The organism is Ilumatobacter sp., assembly GCF_030065885.1.
In the GTDB taxonomy this organism is placed as follows: domain Bacteria; phylum Actinomycetota; class Acidimicrobiia; order Acidimicrobiales; family Ilumatobacteraceae; genus Ilumatobacter.
In genome coordinates this window covers 1-15,926 of sequence record NZ_JASJCS010000135.1, presented here as the reverse complement: position 1 = coordinate 15,926, position 15,926 = coordinate 1, and the positions used below count along the sequence as shown (strand labels likewise).

The 15,926-nt window shown below is 70.7% G+C and carries 16 protein-coding genes; 14 read left to right on the top strand and 2 right to left on the bottom strand.

Features of this window, described 5'->3' with window-relative positions; genetic code table 11:
* The 6 genes from QNJ12_RS20900 to QNJ12_RS20875 form a co-directional block, all read left to right on the top strand.
* Positions 1-684: NAD(+)/NADH kinase (locus QNJ12_RS20900; protein WP_300625648.1), on the top strand; the 684-nt coding region annotated here is incomplete at its 5' end.
* 107 nt (positions 685-791) lie between these two features.
* Entirely contained in the window at positions 792-2,429 is a 1,638-nt protein-coding gene (gene recN / locus QNJ12_RS20895; protein WP_300625647.1) for a DNA repair protein RecN, read from the top strand.
* 152 nt (positions 2,430-2,581) lie between these two features.
* Complete coding sequence (locus QNJ12_RS20890; RefSeq protein ID WP_300625646.1) at positions 2,582-4,318, top strand: CTP synthase; 1,737 nt, start codon at positions 2,582-2,584, stop codon at positions 4,316-4,318.
* Position 4,319: 1 nt separating this feature from the next.
* Positions 4,320-4,901 (top strand): NUDIX domain-containing protein, encoded by a 582-nt coding sequence (locus tag QNJ12_RS20885; protein ID WP_300625644.1) that lies wholly within the window; start codon positions 4,320-4,322, stop codon positions 4,899-4,901.
* A complete protein-coding gene (gene xerD, locus QNJ12_RS20880) occupies positions 4,894-5,835 on the top strand; it encodes a site-specific tyrosine recombinase XerD (RefSeq protein ID WP_300625642.1) in 942 nt (313 codons plus the stop codon). Before QNJ12_RS20885 ends, xerD begins: the two co-directional genes overlap by 8 nt.
* Positions 5,832-6,293, top strand: coding sequence for a hypothetical protein (locus QNJ12_RS20875; protein ID WP_300625641.1), 462 nt, complete (start codon positions 5,832-5,834; stop codon positions 6,291-6,293). Before xerD ends, QNJ12_RS20875 begins: the two co-directional genes overlap by 4 nt.
* Before the next feature lie 9 nt (positions 6,294-6,302).
* On the opposite strand, the gene QNJ12_RS20870 is transcribed toward QNJ12_RS20875, so the two are convergent.
* Positions 6,303-7,610 carry an MATE family efflux transporter gene (locus QNJ12_RS20870; RefSeq protein WP_300625639.1) on the bottom strand — a complete coding sequence of 436 codons (1,308 nt, stop codon included), beginning with the start codon at positions 7,608-7,610 and terminating at the stop codon, positions 6,303-6,305.
* Between the two features lie 107 nt (positions 7,611-7,717).
* Positions 7,718-8,704: a tryptophan--tRNA ligase gene (gene trpS, locus QNJ12_RS20865; protein WP_300625637.1), complete on the bottom strand. Its 987-nt coding sequence runs from the start codon at positions 8,702-8,704 to the stop codon at positions 7,718-7,720.
* A 238-nt stretch (positions 8,705-8,942) separates the two neighbouring features.
* On the opposite strand from trpS, the gene QNJ12_RS20860 reads away from it, so the two are divergent.
* The 8 genes from QNJ12_RS20860 to QNJ12_RS20825 are packed head-to-tail and all read left to right on the top strand — an operon-like array spanning position 8,943 to position 15,814.
* Entirely contained in the window at positions 8,943-9,719 is a 777-nt protein-coding gene (locus QNJ12_RS20860) for a ScpA family protein (protein WP_300625635.1), read from the top strand.
* A 12-nt stretch (positions 9,720-9,731) separates the two neighbouring features.
* Positions 9,732-10,400: an SMC-Scp complex subunit ScpB gene (scpB, locus tag QNJ12_RS20855; RefSeq protein WP_300625633.1), complete on the top strand. Its 669-nt coding sequence runs from the start codon at positions 9,732-9,734 to the stop codon at positions 10,398-10,400.
* Entirely contained in the window at positions 10,381-11,193 is an 813-nt protein-coding gene (locus QNJ12_RS20850) for a pseudouridine synthase (RefSeq protein ID WP_300625631.1), read from the top strand. The genes scpB and QNJ12_RS20850 overlap by 20 nt, the downstream gene beginning before the upstream one ends.
* Positions 11,190-12,278, top strand: coding sequence for a prephenate dehydrogenase/arogenate dehydrogenase family protein (locus QNJ12_RS20845; RefSeq protein WP_300625629.1), 1,089 nt, complete (start codon positions 11,190-11,192; stop codon positions 12,276-12,278). Before QNJ12_RS20850 ends, QNJ12_RS20845 begins: the two co-directional genes overlap by 4 nt.
* Before the next feature lie 6 nt (positions 12,279-12,284).
* Positions 12,285-13,553 carry a 3-phosphoshikimate 1-carboxyvinyltransferase gene (gene aroA / locus QNJ12_RS20840; protein WP_300625627.1) on the top strand — a complete coding sequence of 423 codons (1,269 nt, stop codon included), beginning with the start codon at positions 12,285-12,287 and terminating at the stop codon, positions 13,551-13,553.
* Entirely contained in the window at positions 13,550-14,194 is a 645-nt protein-coding gene (locus tag QNJ12_RS20835; protein ID WP_300625625.1) for an HAD family phosphatase, read from the top strand. Before aroA ends, QNJ12_RS20835 begins: the two co-directional genes overlap by 4 nt.
* A 13-nt stretch (positions 14,195-14,207) precedes the next feature.
* Positions 14,208-15,074 carry a decaprenyl-phosphate phosphoribosyltransferase gene (locus tag QNJ12_RS20830; protein ID WP_300625623.1) on the top strand — a complete coding sequence of 289 codons (867 nt, stop codon included), beginning with the start codon at positions 14,208-14,210 and terminating at the stop codon, positions 15,072-15,074.
* Positions 15,071-15,814, top strand: a complete 744-nt coding sequence (locus QNJ12_RS20825) for a class I SAM-dependent methyltransferase (protein WP_300625621.1) — start codon at positions 15,071-15,073, stop codon at positions 15,812-15,814. Before QNJ12_RS20830 ends, QNJ12_RS20825 begins: the two co-directional genes overlap by 4 nt.
* Positions 15,815-15,926: the final 112 nt, after the last annotated feature.

The following is a 15,926-nucleotide window of genomic DNA, read 5'->3' as shown; positions in this document are numbered from 1 at the left end:
CTCAGCCTCGGCGGCGACGGCACGATGCTGCGGGCCGTGAACCTGCTCGCCGGTGCGCCCGTGCCCCTCCTCGGCGTCAACCTCGGCCGGCTCGGCTATCTCACCGAGGTCGAGGTCGACCGGGTCAACGACGCGCTCGAGCGCTTCGAGGCGGGCGCCGACGAGGGGCACTGGCACCTGGACGAGCGCATGATGCTCGACGTCACCGTGGTCGACCCGTCAGGCGAGCAGATCGGCGTCTGGCGCGCGCTCAACGAGGCCGTGGTCGAGAAGCGAGAATCGGGCCACACCGTGAACCTGCTGGTGCGCATCGACGGTGAGCCGTTCACGTCGTACGCGGCCGACGGCATCATCGTGTCGACGCCGACGGGTTCGACGGCCTACTCGCTCTCGGCGCGCGGCCCCATCGTCTCCCCGAAGCACCGGGCGCTCCTGGTCACCCCGGTCGCGCCGCACATGCTCTTCGACCGCAGCCTCGTCCTCGACCCCAACGAGACGGTCGAGATCGAGGTCATCGGCGATCGCCCCGCCTGGGCCGCCGTCGACGGACGACCGCTCTTCGGGCTCGACATGGGTGCCAGGGTTCGTTGCGTGCCGTCGGCGTCGACGGCACGGTTCGTCCGGTTCGGCGCTCACCACTACCACCAGGTGCTGAAGGCGAAGTTCGGCCTCCTCGACCGCTGACGCGGACGCGACCGGCTGCGCCCGATTGGTCGGCCTCGACCGCTCGAACCGGTTGCCCGGCGCGTGGTCGCCGATCTCTGTGACATCCCACACGTAGAGTTCGCGACGTGCTCGTCGAGCTGCACATCGAGAACCTCGGGGTCATCGAGCGGGCGTCGCTCGTCTTCGGTGACGCCCTCACTGCGCTGACCGGTGAGACCGGCGCGGGCAAGACCATGCTCGTCGAGGCGATCGAGCTCCTGGTCGGTGGGCGGGCCGACCCGTCGATCGTGCGTGGCGGGGCCGCCGAGGCCCGCGTCGACGGGCGCATCGTGGTGCCGGGCGCCGACGACGAGGTCGTCGTCTCCCGCGTCGTGCCGGCATCGGGGCGGTCGCGGGCGTACATCGACGGTCGGCCGGCCACGGTGTCGGCGCTCGCCGAGCTGTCCGACTCGGTGATCGACCTGCACGGCCAGCACGCCCACCAGACCCTGCTCGACGCAGCAGCGCAACGGGCGGCGCTCGACGGGTTCGGTCACGTCGATCTGGGCCCACTGCGCGCGGCCCGAGCCCGCCTGACCGAGCTCGACGCCGAGCTGGCCACGCTCGGCGGCGACGAACGGGCTCGCGCCCGGGAGATCGATCTACTGCGGTTCCAGGTCGGCGAGCTCGACGCCGCAGCCATCTCCGACCCATCGGAAGACGAGGCGCTGGCGAGCACCGAGTCGTTGCTGTCCGACGCTGTGGCTCATCGGGAAGCCGCTGCCACGGCGCTGTCGGCCCTCCGCGACGAGCGCGGCGCCGACGAGGCGCTGTCGTCGGCGTTGCAGGCATTGTCCGAGCGACAGCCGTTCGGCGACATCGCCGGCCGGTTGCGGGGCCTCGTCGCCGAGCTCGACGACATCGTGGCCGAGCTCCGCGCCCGCGGGGACTCCATCGAGGAGGATCCCGCCCGTCTCGACGAGGTGCGTGTGCGACGGCAGCTGCTCCGCGACCTGCGCCGCAAGTACGGCGACGACCTCGGCGAGGTCATGGCGTTCCATGCCGAGGCCGAGGCGCGGCTGCGCGAGCTCGAGCAGTACGACGAGCGCGCGGCCGAGCTCGATGCGCAGCGCGCCGAGGCATTGCGCGCCGAGCGGCGTGCAGCGCACGCGGTCAGGGCGGCCCGCCGCGCGGCGGCCCCGGTGCTCGCGACCGCCATCGAGCGCCGCCTCCGAGAGCTGGCGATGCCCGACGCCTCGGTCGCGATCGAGGTCGGTCTGCGTGACGACGACCACCCGGGCGACGAGGTTCGGTTCCTGCTGTCCGCCAACCCCGGCTCGGCGATGCTGCCACTCAACCGGGTCGCCTCGGGTGGCGAGCTGGCTCGCACCATGCTCGCGCTGCGCCTCGTCCTGGTCGGGGCCGGCACCGGTGATGCACCGTCGACCTTGGTGTTCGACGAGGTCGACGCCGGCATCGGTGGCGGCGCGGCGGCTGCCGTGGGTGCAGCGCTGGCCGACCTCGGAGAGCACCACCAGGTGCTGGTCGTCACCCACCTGCCACAGGTCGCCGCTGCCGCCCGGTGCCAGATGGCCGTGTCCAAGGCCGTTCGCGGTGACGCCACCTTCGCGACGGTCGATTCGGTCGACGGCGACGACCGTGTCGCCGAGCTCGCACGCATGCTGGCCGGTGCCGAGACCGAGGCTGCGCTCGAACACGCGCGGCAGCTGCTCACCGCGCCCACGGCGCCCAGCCCATCGCGCCGGGCTCGCACGAGGGGCTGACCGGGGCGGCCGCCGGCCGTTGCACCCGCCTGGACGAAATGTTCGGCCTCGACGCCGCTCGATCCGCGCGTTCGCCCGGCCGCGCGGGATATGGTGATCTCCCGTCGTGCGCGACGCCACGAAGCGCCTGAGAGACGGAGGTCCGACCCCACATGCCGAAGCACATATTCGTCACGGGAGGGGTTGCCAGCTCGCTCGGCAAAGGCCTGACGGCAAGCTCGCTCGGTCGATTGCTGAAGCTCCGGGGGCTCCGGGTCACGCTGCAGAAGCTCGATCCGTACATCAACGTCGACCCCGGCACGATGAACCCCTACGAGCACGGTGAGGTGTTCGTCACCGACGACGGCGGCGAGACCGACCTCGACCTCGGCCACTACGAGCGCTTCATCGACGAGAACCTCACCCGCGACTCCAACGCGACGACCGGTTCGATCTACCAATCCGTGCTGGCGGCCGAACGCCGCGGCGACTACCTCGGCAAGACCGTCCAGGTCATCCCGCACATCACCGACGAGATCAAGCGCCGCATCCACCGCGTGGCCACCGACGACGTCGACGTCGTGATCACCGAGGTCGGCGGCACCGTCGGCGACATCGAGATCCTGCCGTTCCTCGAGGCGATCCGGCAATTCCGCAAGGACGCCGGCCGCGACAACGTCGCGTACATCCACGTCACGCTCGTGCCGTTCATCGGTCCGTCCTCCGAGCAGAAGACCAAGCCGACGCAGCACTCGGTGACCGAGCTGCGGAGCCGCGGCATCCAGCCCGACCTGATCGTGTGCCGCAGCGAGGCCCCCATCAACGAGGACCTCAAGAACAAGATCTCCAACCTGTGCGACGTGCCCGACAACGCCGTGATCAACGCCGCCGACGCCCGCAACATCTACGAGCTGCCGTTGATCCTGCACGACGAGGGGCTCGACACCGTCGCCCTCGACGTGCTGCGCATGGAGGGTCACGACATCGACCTGACCTACTGGCAGCAACTCGTCGACCGGGTCGAGGCCTCGACGCTGCCCGTCCGGATCGGGCTGATCGGCAAGTACGTCCAGCTGCCCGACGCCTACCTCTCGGTGGTCGAGGCGCTCAAGCACGCCGGTTTCCACCACGGCGCGCGGGTCGAGATCGACTGGATCCAGGCCGAGGACGTCGAGGGGCTGCTCGCCTCCGATCGCCTCCGCCACCTCGACGCGATCGTGATCCCGGGCGGCTTCGGCTCGCGCGGGTTCGAGGGCAAGATCGCCGCCGCCCGGTTCGCCCGCGAGGAGGGCGTTCCGTGCCTCGGGCTGTGCCTCGGGCTGCATGCGATGACCTCCGAGTTCGCCCGCAACGTGCTCGGCCTCCCCGGCGCGAGCTCGAGCGAGATGGATCCGTCGACGAAATACCCCGTCATCGACCTCATGCACGACCAGCGCGACATCACCGACATGGGGGGAACGATGCGCCTCGGGGCCTACTACGCGGTCCTCGAACCCGGGAGCAAGGTCGCGACCGCGTACGGCGAGCCGGTGGTCAGCGAACGCCACCGCCACCGATACGAGTTCAATCCGAAGTTCCGGACCCGCTTCGAGGAGGCCGGCCTGCTCTGCAGCGGCACTTCGCCCGACAAGCGTCTCGTGGAGTTCATCGAACTCACCGATCATCCGTACTGGGTCGCCACGCAGGCCCACCCCGAGTTCAAGAGCCGTCCCGATCGCGCCCACCCGCTGTTCCGTGACCTGGTCGGTGCCGCGCTGGCGCACCGTGACGCGACGCCGCCGGGCCTGCGACGGATGCTCGACGAGGCCGCCACCGAGGCTGCTGACGCTCCCCGTTCCGTCGTTGCCGAGGCCGCCGCGACATCCGACGCGGCGAGCGGCAACCCGGGCGCCGGCGACGGCTCTCCCTGAGATGGCGCGGTTCGCCGGTGACGGTCGCGGGTTCCGCCACCTCGGCGACGCCGACGTCCACCAGGGACACGTCTGGAAGGTGGTGGTGGCCGACTTCGAGTCCGACGACGGGCACCGCTTCCGGCGTGACATCGTCCGCTCGCCGGGTGCGGTCGGCGTCGTCCCGCTGGTCTTCGACGCCGAAGGACTCGCCTCGGTCGTCCTGATCTCGCAGTACCGACCGCCGTACGAGGGCGCCGTGATCGAGATCCCGGCGGGCATGCGCGACGTTCCCGGCGAGCCGGCGGAAGAGACCGGTCGCCGCGAACTGGCGGAGGAGGCCGGGCTCGTGGCGGGCCAGATGGCGCACCTGGTCGACATCCTCCCGTCCCCCGGCATGACCGATTCGGTGTGTTCGATCTTCCTCGCGACCGACTGCACGCCCGCCGACCACGACCGGCAGGGTCCCGAAGAGCAGTCGATGGAGCTGCTGCACGTCCCGCTCGACGATGCGCTGGCCATGATCGACCGCGGCGAGATCGCCGACGCCAAGACCGTGGCCGGCCTGTTCGCCGCCGACCGGCAGCTCCGCCGTGGTGGCTGACGCCGTTCCGGCCGTCGACGAGCTGCCGCTCGAGATCGAGGAATTCCTGGTGTGGCTGTCGAGCGAACGCGGGCGGTCGCGGAACACCATCCAGGCATACCGGCGGGACCTGCGCGGCTATCACCGTTGGTTGCACGAGCGCGGCAGCGACCCGCTCGGAGCGACACACGCCGATCTGACCGCGTTCGTCGCGGAACGGCATGCGTCCGGGTCGGCGCCGTCGACGGTGGCCCGTCAGATCGCCGCGCTGCGCATGCTGCACCGGTACCTCGCCACCGAGCAGTACCGCCCCGACGACCCGACGGCGCGCCTCGACGGGGTCCGTGTGCCGTCGGGCATCCCGAAGCCGCTGACCGAGGCCCAGATCGCGAGCCTGCTCGACGCGGTGATCGGGCACGAGCCGCTCCACCTCCGTGACCGGGCGCTGCTCGAGCTGCTCTACGGCACCGGCGCCCGCATCTCCGAGATCGTCGGGCTGTCGGTCGGCGACATCGACTTCGACGAGGCACTCGTCCGGGTCTACGGCAAGGGCGGCAAGGAGCGCATCGTGCCGTACGGATCGGCTGCCGAACGGGCGATCGACGACTGGTTCTCACCGTCGGGACGGGCGCGCCTCGTTCCCGACCGGTGGAAGCGGCGAGACGACGCCGAGGCGGTCTTCCTCAACCAGCGCGGCGGCCGGCTCAGCCGCCAGGGCGCGTGGCTGGTCATCAAGAGGTACGGCGAGCGGGCAGGCATCACCGAGCACCTGTCACCCCACGTGCTGCGCCACTCGTGCGCGACGCACCTCCTCGACCACGGTGCCGACCTCCGGATCGTGCAAGAGATGCTCGGCCATGCGTCGATCTCGACCACCCAGGTGTACACCAAGGTGAGCCAGGAGCGGCTGTGGGAGGTCTACCGGATGGCGCATCCGAGGGCGGTGGCATCGTGAGCAAGCCGTTGCACGTACTGACCAGCCCGCATCACCTCGTCGCCCGCTTCGTGACGTCGCTGTCGGGCCGGCCCCCGCCCGTCGAGGACGAGGTCTGGGCCGACTCGCACCTCGTGCGCGGCGAGCTGGGCCTGTGGCGGCGGATGTCCAACCAGGACCGGCGCCACTCGATCAAGGTGGCGCGCCGGTTCGTCGAGGCGCTCCCCACTGCGACGCGGGCCGAGATCGCCGGTGCGCTCCTCCACGACGTCGGCAAGATCGAGTGCGAGCTCGGCACGTGGGGCCGGGTCGCGGCGACCGTGGTCGGGCCGCTGACCGAGCGCTTCGCGAGCTACTACGACCACGAGCGGATCGGTGCCGAGCTCGCCGAGGCCTCCGGTTCCGATCCCACCACCGTCGAGCTGATCGACCAGCGCGGTCCGGTCGCCCTGGTGCTGAAGTCCTGCGATCGCGCCTGACCGGGCCGCTCAGGCGAGCACGGTGCGCGTCCGGCGATCGTTGACGACGGCTCGCACGACCATCCACACCAGCAGCCCTCCCCAGATGCCTGCCACGCCGAGCTCGGGGAAGAGGAGCGTGACGACCGCGAGGGGCGTGACGACGATCAGGTAGCCGAACGCCGCCCGACCGAGGAAGCGGTAGTCGGCGGCCCCGATGAGCACGCCGTCGTGGGCGAACGCGACCGCACCGGGCAGGAGGAGCGCCGACAGCCACCAGATGCCGCTCGTCGCCCGGCTCACGACCTCGGGGTCGTCGGTGAAGATGTTTGGCAGCACCGGGGCCAGGGTCGCGACGAAGGCGCCGAGCAGCAGGCCGGTCCCGACCGAGAGTCGCACAGCTCTGCTGGCGACGTGGGCAGCTCCGGCGCGATCGCCGCGACCGAGCTCTTCGGCGACGATCGTCTGGGCGGGCACCGCGAGTGCGTCGAGCGTGAGCGCGAGGAAGAAGAAGAAGCTGATGACGACCTGGTGGGCGGCCAGCGTCGGCTCGTCGATGCGCGCCGCCACTGCGGTCGATCCGGCGAACACCGCCAGCATCGAGCCGACCCGTAGGAGCAGGTGGCGGCCGGCGGTCATCAGCGGGGCCATGCCGCGGCGGTCCGGTCGCCGGATGGCTGCCGCGAGGACGCGCCGCCACAGGATCCGGAGGAAGACCAGCGAGGCCCCGATCTGTGCGATGACGGTCGACCACGCCGATCCGGCGACCCCCATGTCCAGTCCGAACACGAGCACTAGCTCGACCACGAGGTTGGTGACGTTCGCGGCCAGCAGCACCCACAGGGGCGTCAGGTAGTCGGAAGCGCCGCGCAACACACCTTGGGCAGCGAGGGTGATCAGGAAGAACGGCACACCGAGCGCGCTGATGCTCAGATACGTCTCGGCGTGGTCGAGCACCTCGCCGGTCGCTCCGAGCAGCCTCGAGAGCGTGCGCGAGCCGAAGAACAGCAGGGGAGCGGCGGGCACGCCGAACAGCAGGGCCAGCCACAGGGCCTGGACGCCGACGTCGGCGGCTGCGGTGTCGGCACCGGCACCGAGGCGGCGGGCGACGCGCTCGGTCGTGCCGTAGGTCAGGAAGTTGGCACCGGCGAACACGAACGACAGCACGGTGGCGGCGATCGCCAGGCCCGCCAGCTCCTCGGTCCCGAGCCGCCCGACGATCGCGGTGTCGACGAGCACGTAGACCGGTTCGACGGCGAGCGACCCGAGCGCGGGCAACGCCAGTCCGAGGATGCGTCGATCGACCGGCGTGAACCGGTCGGATCGCCGCGATGTCACTACGTGACCTCGCACGTACGCGATGCCATTCGCGACGTCACGCCGTGACCTCGCACGTACGCGATGTCGTTCGCGACGTCACGCCGTGACCTCGCAGGAGCGCGAGATCACGCCGGCAGCAGGCCGATCGCGTCGTACGCTCGTTGCAGGGTCACCGACGCGACGGTGCGGGCGCGTTCGGCCCCGACGGCCAGCAGCCGGGCGAGCTCGGCCTTGTCGTCGATCAACTCGCGGTACCGCGTCTGGATCGGCTCGAGCATCGCGACGACCGCCTCGCCGGTGTCGACCTTGAGCGATCCGTACTGCGTGTACCCCTCGGCGGCTTCCTGCGGCGACTGCCCGGTCGCCGCGGCCAGGATGTCGAGGAGACCGCTCACCCCGGGCTTGGCCTCGACGTCGTAGCGGACCTCGGACTCGGAATCGGTGACGGCGCGCTTGAACTTCTTCATGATCGCGGCTGGGTCGTCGAGCATCATCACGCACCCGGCACCGGTCGAGTCGGACTTGGACATCTTCGACGTCGGGTTCTGCAGATCCATCACCCGTGCGCCGGCCGCCGGGATCACGGCCTCGGGCACGACGAGCGTCTCGCCGAAGCGGTGGTTGAAGCGGATCGCGATGTCGCGGGTGATCTCGACGTGCTGGCGCTGGTCGTCGCCGACCGGCACCTCGTTGGCGTCGTACAGCAGGATGTCGGCGGCCTGCAGCGCCGGGTAGGTGAACAGTCCTGCCGAGATGAACTTGTTCTCGCGCTTCGCCGTCTTGTCCTTGAACTGCGTCATCCGCGACAGCTCGCCGTAGGAGACCGTGCATTCCATCACCCAGCTGAGCTGCGAATGCTCGGGCACGTGGCTCTGGACGAAGACCGTGGCGACGTCGGGGTCCAGCCCGATTGCGAACAGGATGGCGGCGAGATCGATCGTCGTGGCGCCCACCACGCCGGGCACCTCGGTCACCGTGAGCGCGTGCAGGTCGACGATGCCGTGGAACACGTCCTTCTCGTGCTGCCCGGACACCCAGTTGCGGAACGCACCCAGGTAGTTGCCCAGATGGACGTCGCCGGTGGGCTGCACGCAGGAGAGCACTCGAGTCACGGCCAGCGAGGCTACCGGTCGAGTTGCCGACCCACCGAGGGGATTCGGCTCCCTCCGGCCGACGGCACACCACGTGTCCACCCACGACGGCCCACCACGACCCACCACATCACGATCAGCCGGAGCGGAGGACCTGGTCGGGTCCCCCACCTGCCCCTCGTGCACCCGCCGACACGGATGCCGCATGCTCCCGAAGTGGTTACACACGTGTCATTTGGACCGTTAGACTCGTCCGGACATGGCGATCGACGTCTCCACCCCCCAGTACGAAGGTCCGTTCGACCTCCTCCTCCAGCTGATCCTGAAAGAGGAGGTCGATCTCTACGACATCGACCTCGCGCACATCGTCGACGCCTACCTGGCCGAGCTCGACCGGATGCAGTCGCTCGACCTCGACATCGCCACCGAGTTCCTGCTGATCGCCGCCACGCTGGTCGAACTGAAGACCCGGCGCCTGCTCCCTGGGTCCTCCGACATCGATCTCGACGAGGAGTTCGCGCTGTGGGAGGAGCGCGACCTGCTGCTCGCCCGGCTGATCGAGTGCAAGACCTTCAAGGATGTCGCCCAGGTCTTCCATCGCCTCGCCGACGACGCCGACCTCTCGTTCCCGCGCACGGTGGGGCCCGACGAGCGCTTCGCGGAGCTGATGCCCGACCTCCTCGAAGGCACCAGCCTGCGTCGCTTCCAGAGCGCCGCCATCAGGGCCCTCACACCGCGGCCCGAGCCGATCGTCGATCTCTTCCACGTCAATCCGATCAAGATCACGGTCGCCGATGCGGTCGCCGAGCTGATCGACGAGCTCCCCAGAGTCGGCCGCATCTCGTTCCGCCGCCTGACCGCCGACCTGGCCGAGCGGATCGAGGTCATCGTGCGCTTCCTGGCCGTCCTCGAGCTGTTCAAGCAGGGTGTCGTCGACCTCGACCAGACCGAGCGGTTCGGCGACATCGAGGTGACCTGGGCGCCGACGGCCGACGTCTCGACCGACAGCATGCTGATCGACGTCTACGACGGGTAGAACCTGGTGCGCATGAGTGACGAACTGCTGCCCGTCGACGATCAGGTCGCCGCCCTCAAGCGAGCGATCGAAGCGGTCGTGCTCGTGGCGCACGACCCGGTAGCCCCCGAGTTGATGGCGCAGCTCCTCGAGCAACCGGTCACGCTCGTCGAGCAGTGGTGCGAGGAGCTGCGGTCCGGGTACGCCGACGAGCAGCGTGGGTTCCAGCTCGTGCGGGTGGCCGGCGGCTACCGCTACCAGACGCACCCCGATCAGACGCCGTACGTCGAGCGCTTCGTGCTCCACGACCAGAAGGCCCGGCTGTCCGGCGCAGCGCTCGAGACGCTGGCGATCATCGCGTACAAGCAACCGATCTCGCGGGCGCAGGTGGCGTCGATCCGTGGTGTCGACCCCGACGGGGTGATTCGCACGCTCCAGGCGCGCGGCTACATCGACGAGGTCGCCCGCGATCCGGGTCCCGGTCAGGCGATCCTGTTCGGCACGACGCCGCAGTTCCTCGAGAAGCTGGGCCTCGACTCGCTCGACGACCTCCCGCCCATCGCCGAGTTCATCCCCGACGCCGACGTGGTCGAAGCGCTCGAGCAGGGCCTGCGCGTCGAACCCATCGACGCGCCGCTCGACGCGAGCGAGCAGCTCGACGCGGGCGAGCAAGCGGGTGGCCATGGCGCCCAGCAGGCCTGAGGACGGCACCCCCGAACCGCCGTTGTGGGAACAGTGGGCCGAGCAGCGACGTCAGCTGCCGACCGGTGAGCGACTCCAGAAGGTGCTCGCGGCGACGGGGTGGGGGAGCCGTCGTGTCTGCGAAGACCTGATCGCCGCCGGCAGGGTGACGGTCAACGGCGAGCTGGCCGAGCTCGGGCGACGCGTCGACGCCGAGCACGATCTCATCGAGGTCGACGGCGCGCCGGTCGGCGTGAAGCCAGGCCTCGTCTACTACCTCCTCAACAAGCCGAGCGGCGTCGTGACGACGGCCAAGGACACGCACGGCCGCAAGACCGTGGTCGACCTCGTGCCCAACGAACCCCGCGTCTTCCCGGTCGGCCGGCTCGACGTCGAGACCGAGGGGCTGCTCCTGCTCACCAACGACGGCGACCTGGCCCACCGGATCACGCACCCGAGCCATGGTGTCGAGAAGGAGTACCTGGTCCACGTCCGTGGCCGGGTGACGCCCGGAGAGTTGCGGCGGTTGCGAGACGGCGTCGACCTCGACGACGGCCGGACGGCGCCCGCGGCCGCCTCGCAGCCCAGCCCAGGCGTCCTGCGGCTGACGATCCACGAGGGCCGGAACCGGCAGGTGCGCCGGATGTGCGACGCCATCGGTCACCCGGTCCTGCGGCTGGTGCGCACGCGGGTCGGACCGATCACCGATCGCAACCTCCGGCCGAGCGACTGGCGTGAGCTCTCGACGGCCGAACGTCGGGCGTTGACGGAGGCCGTGGCCGACCCAGCGCGCCGGTACGATCGTCCGACGTGACGAACGCCGACGATCTCGAAGCCGGAACCGGTCGCGTCGCGAACGTCATCGGCCTCGGCCTCGTCGGCGGCTCGATCGGCATCGGTCTGCGTGCGCGCGGCTGGGTCGTGCACGGTGACGATGCCTCGCCGTCGACGCTCGAGCGAGCCGTCGAGCAGCGGGTCGTCGACCGTGCTGGCTTGGCGCGCGACGCCGAGATCACGTTCGTGGCGGTGCCGGTGCTCTCGATCGCCGACCAGGTGAAACGGGCGCTGGCCGAGACCTCCGGCGTGGTCAGCGACGTCGGTTCGGTCAAGGCTGCCGTGTGCAGCGCGTGCGACGATCCGCGATTCGTGGGTGGCCATCCGATGGCCGGCAGCGAGCTCGACGGGCTCGACGGGGCCGACGGTGAGATGTTCAACGGTGCGATCTGGGTGGTCACCCCCACGCCGAGCACCGACGACCTCACGCTGGCGTCGGTCACGGCTGCGATCCGCCAACTCGGCGCGGAGGCGGTCGCCATCGCCCCCGAGCGCCACGACCAGGTCGTCGCCGTGATCAGTCACGTGCCGCACCTCACGGCGGCGACGCTGATGCGGCTGGCGTCCGATCGCGCCGACGAGCACGCCGCGCTGCTCCGGCTCGCCGCCGGCGGCTTCCGTGACATGACGCGGATCGCGAGCGGCCACCCCGACATCTGGCTCGACATCTGTGCCGAGAACCGCACGGCGATCGTGCCCGCCCTCGAGGGGCTGATCGATCGGCTCGCGCACATCCGCGACGTCGTCGATCGCGAGGATCGAGACGGGCTCGAATCGGCCCTCACCGCTGCGCGCGAGGCACGCACGAACCTCCCCGGGCGAGTCGCTCACCCCGAGGCGATGGCCGAGGTCCGGATCCCGATCCCGGACCGCACCGGTGCCGCGGCCGAGGTGTTCACGCTGGCCGCCGACCTCGGTGTCAACATCGCCAACTTCGAGGTCGTCCACATGCCCGAGAGCAATCGGGGCGTTGCGGTCGTGCTCGTCGATGCCACGGTGGGCGAGCTCTTCCGCGGTGGCCTGATCGCCCGCGGCTTCAAGCCGGCGGTCACCCCGCTGGTCTGACCGTCGATGAGCGATGTCCACCGCGTCCGACAGCTCGGCGAGCCGGTCGATGCCGTCGTCCGGGTCCCCGGATCGAAGTCGATTGCCAACCGTGCGCTGATCTGCGCGGCACTCGCGAGCGGCACGTCGGAGCTGTCCAACATCCCCGACGGCGACGACACCGCGGCGATGCTCGCCGGTCTCCGTGAGCTCGGCCGCGACGTGCACCTCCACGGCGAACAGGTGTCGGTGTCGGGTGGGCCGGTGGACTGGCCGCCGTCCCGCCTGTACGCGGGCCTGGCGGGCACCACCAGCCGGTTCCTGACCGCGCTCGCGGCCCTGGGCTCGGCGCCGGTGGTCGTCGACGGTGCGCCGCCCCTGCGCGAGCGACCGTTCGGCCCGCTGCACGACGCGCTGACGCAGATCGGCGTCGCCGTCTCGCCCGGCGCGTCGTCCGGGCATCTCCCCGCCACCGTGCAGGGCCCGCCGAGCAGCGGTCAGGTCACCATCCGCGGCGACGTTTCGAGCCAGTACGTGACTGCGCTGATGCTGATCGGGCCCCGATTGCCGGGCGGCCTCGATCTCACGCTGTCGTCGCCGCTGATCTCGCGCCCGTACGTCGAGCTCACCGCGGCGGTGATGGCCGCCTTCGGCCGACCGGACGTCGGGGTGGGCGACGCGCTGATCCGGGTCGCTGCAGGCAGCTACGAAGCGGCCGACCTGGTCATCGAACCCGACGCGTCGTCAGCCAGCTATCCGCTGGCCGTCGCGGCGGTGGCCGGTGGTTCGGTCACCGTCGTCGGGCTCGGCGCCGGGTCGCTGCAGGGCGACGCACGGTTCGCCGACCTGCTCGCCGACATGGGCTGCCACGTCGAGCGCACGTCGGACTCCGTACGCGTCGTCCGCGGTTCCGAACCGCTGCGCGGGATCGACGTCGACATGGCCGACGTGTCCGATCTCGTGCCCACGCTCGCCGTGGTGGCCGCGACCGCGTCGTCTCCGTCGAGGATCCGGGGCGTCGGGTTCATCCGCCGGAAGGAGAGCGATCGGTTGGGCGACCTCGCCGGAGAGCTGCGACGCGCCGGCGTCGGCGTCTCCGAGACCGCGGACGGCCTGGTCATCGAGCCGTCGACCGGCCGGCTGGTCCCGGCCCGCCTCGCCACCCACCACGATCACCGGCTGGCGATGGCGTTCGCCGTGCTCGGCTGCCTCGTCGACGGCATCGAGGTCGAGTCGCCCGATGTCGTGGGCAAGAGCTGGCCCGGGTTCTGGACGATGCTCGACGGCCTTCGATGAGCCGGTCGAACGGTGTCACCGTCGCCGCGTTCGACGTCGACGGCACCTTGACCACGCGCGATTGTGTCGTGCCGTTCCTCTGGCGCTTGGGTCGACGTCCGGCAGTCGCGGCGCAGCTCGTCCGCCGGACCCCGGACATCGTCGCCGGTGGGCTTCGTTGCGACCGTGATCGGCTGCGTGCCGCAGCGACCGCTGCGGTGTTCGCCCACCTGCCGTGGGAGCTGGTCGAGCGGGAAGCCGGCATGTTCGCGCGACTGGTCGTCGGCGCTCGGCTGCGACCCGACACCGCAGCGCGACTGCGATGGCACGCGGGCGAGGGGCATCGGGTCGTGCTCGTGTCCGCCTCGTACGAGGTGTACCTCCGCCACATCGCGGCCGCGCTCGGGGCCGACGGGGTGCTGGCGACGCGGCTCGACGTCGACCTCGACGGACGTTGCACCGGTCGTCTCGACGGCGCGAACTGTCGCGGCGTCGAGAAGGTTCGCCGGTTGACCACCTGGTTGGACCGAGCCGGGCTCGAACGCAGCGCTGTCACGTTGTGGGCGTACGGTGACTCCGCCGGAGATCGAGAGCTGCTCGCGGCCGCCGACCATCCCGTCTGGGCCGGCGAGCCGCTCGCTAGCGTTGCGCCGACCGCCTGAGCGACCGTTTCCCATGCACCCGATCCTTCGCACCGCGCGCCCCAAGCAGTGGCTGAAGAACCTGCTCGTCTTCGCCGCGCCCGGTGCCGCCGGCGTGCTCGACGAGCCGCGCGAGCTGGGGATCTCCCTGGTCGTCTTCGTCGCCTTCTGTCTCGCGTCGAGCGGCACCTACTTCTGGAACGACGTGCTCGATGTCGAGGCCGACCGCGCCCACCCGACCAAGTCGCAGCGGCCGGTCGCGGCGGGCGTCGTGTCGCTCGGCGCCGCCCGTGCGATCGGCACCGCCCTGCCGATCGTGGCGCTCGGGCTGGCGGCCGTCAGCGGGCGCTGGCAGACGGTCGCCGTGGTCGCCGTCTACCTGGCGGTCACGTTGAGCTACAGCGCGATCTGGAAGCACGTGGCCGTGCTCGATCTGGTCGCGATCGCGTCGGGCTTCGTGCTCCGGGCCGCCGCCGGTGCGGTCGCCGTCGATGTCGAGATGTCGTCGTGGTTCGTGCTGGTGACGACGTTCGGCTCGTTGTTCATCGTCGCCGGCAAGCGATTCGCCGAGGCGCGCGATCTCGGCGACGAAGCACACAGCGTCCGGACGACGCTGGCGTCCTACAGCGAGGGCTACCTCCGGTTCGTCCTCGCGATCACCAGCGGGGCGGCGATCGTCAGCTACTGCGTCTGGGCGTTCGAGACGAAGGAGCTCAACGGGTCGGACCTGCCGTACTACGAGCTGTCGATCGTGCCGATGCTGACGGCGTTCCTCCGCTACGCGCTGGTGCTCGAGCAGGGCGGCGGTGCGGCACCGGAGGACGTCTTCGGGCACGACCGCGTCATGCAGGTCCTCGCTGTCGTCTGGGTGCTCGTCTTCGGGCTCGCGGTCTACGCATGACCGAGCCTGCTGCCTTCGAGTCGGTCTGGACCGCCGTCGCCGACGTCGACGGCTGGTTGACCGAGGGTCAGGCGCGCGAGCTGTACGAGGCCGCGATGGCGTGCCCCGGCGGCGGGCGGATCGTCGAGATCGGCAGCTTCCGCGGCCGGTCGACGATCGTGCTGGCGAAGGCGGCGCCGCCGGATGTCGAGCTGATCGCCATCGATCCGCACGCCGGCACCGATCGAGGGCCGCAGGAGATCGCCGGCTACGAGGTGGAGGCGAACGACGACCACGCCGCCTTCGTCGCCAACCTCGAACGAACCGGCTCCGCCGATCGCGTCACGCATCTCCGGATGTTCTCCGACCGGGCGCTCGGAGAGATCGACGGCGGGGTCGATGTGCTGTACGTCGACGGCGCCCACCGCTATGCCCCCGCCCGGGCCGACATCCGGGACTGGGGCGCCAGGGTCGCCGACGGCGGGACGATGCTGATCCACGATGCCTACTCGTCGATCGGCGTCACCCTCGCGATCGTCCGCGAGCTGCTGATGGGCCGCCGCTTCCGGTACGTCGGCCGTTCGCGGTCGCTCGCGATCTACCGGGCCGACGGCGCCGGCCCGCTGGCGTCGAACGCCGCTCGACAGCTCGCCCAGCTGCCGTGGTTCGGCAGGAACGTCGCGCTCAAGATCCTGCTGACGCTCGGACTCGGCGCACTGCTCGAAGGCCTCGGCCGCCGGCGGCCCGAGTGGCCCTACTGACCGCTCGCCGGGCCGCAGGCGGCGATCTCGGCGACGTCAGATCGGCCGGGAGGCGTCGCGGCCAGCACGAGGCAGGCTCCGGCGGCCGTTCCGCAGATCGACAACCGACACG

Excerpts from the sequence above, each read along its gene's own strand:
- QNJ12_RS20890 (WP_300625646.1), top strand. The coding sequence starts at position 2,582 with ATGCCGAAGCACATATTCGTCACGGGAGGGGTTGCCAGCTCGCTCGGC.
- QNJ12_RS20885 (WP_300625644.1), top strand. The coding sequence starts at position 4,320 with ATGGCGCGGTTCGCCGGTGACGGTCGCGGGTTCCGCCACCTCGGCGAC.
- QNJ12_RS20860 (WP_300625635.1), top strand. The coding sequence starts at position 8,943 with ATGGCGATCGACGTCTCCACCCCCCAGTACGAAGGTCCGTTCGACCTC.
- scpB (WP_300625633.1), top strand. The coding sequence starts at position 9,732 with ATGAGTGACGAACTGCTGCCCGTCGACGATCAGGTCGCCGCCCTCAAG.
- QNJ12_RS20850 (WP_300625631.1), top strand. The coding sequence starts at position 10,381 with ATGGCGCCCAGCAGGCCTGAGGACGGCACCCCCGAACCGCCGTTGTGG.
- aroA (WP_300625627.1), top strand. The coding sequence starts at position 12,285 with ATGAGCGATGTCCACCGCGTCCGACAGCTCGGCGAGCCGGTCGATGCC.
- QNJ12_RS20835 (WP_300625625.1), top strand. The coding sequence starts at position 13,550 with ATGAGCCGGTCGAACGGTGTCACCGTCGCCGCGTTCGACGTCGACGGC.
- QNJ12_RS20830 (WP_300625623.1), top strand. The coding sequence starts at position 14,208 with ATGCACCCGATCCTTCGCACCGCGCGCCCCAAGCAGTGGCTGAAGAAC.
- QNJ12_RS20825 (WP_300625621.1), top strand. The coding sequence starts at position 15,071 with ATGACCGAGCCTGCTGCCTTCGAGTCGGTCTGGACCGCCGTCGCCGAC.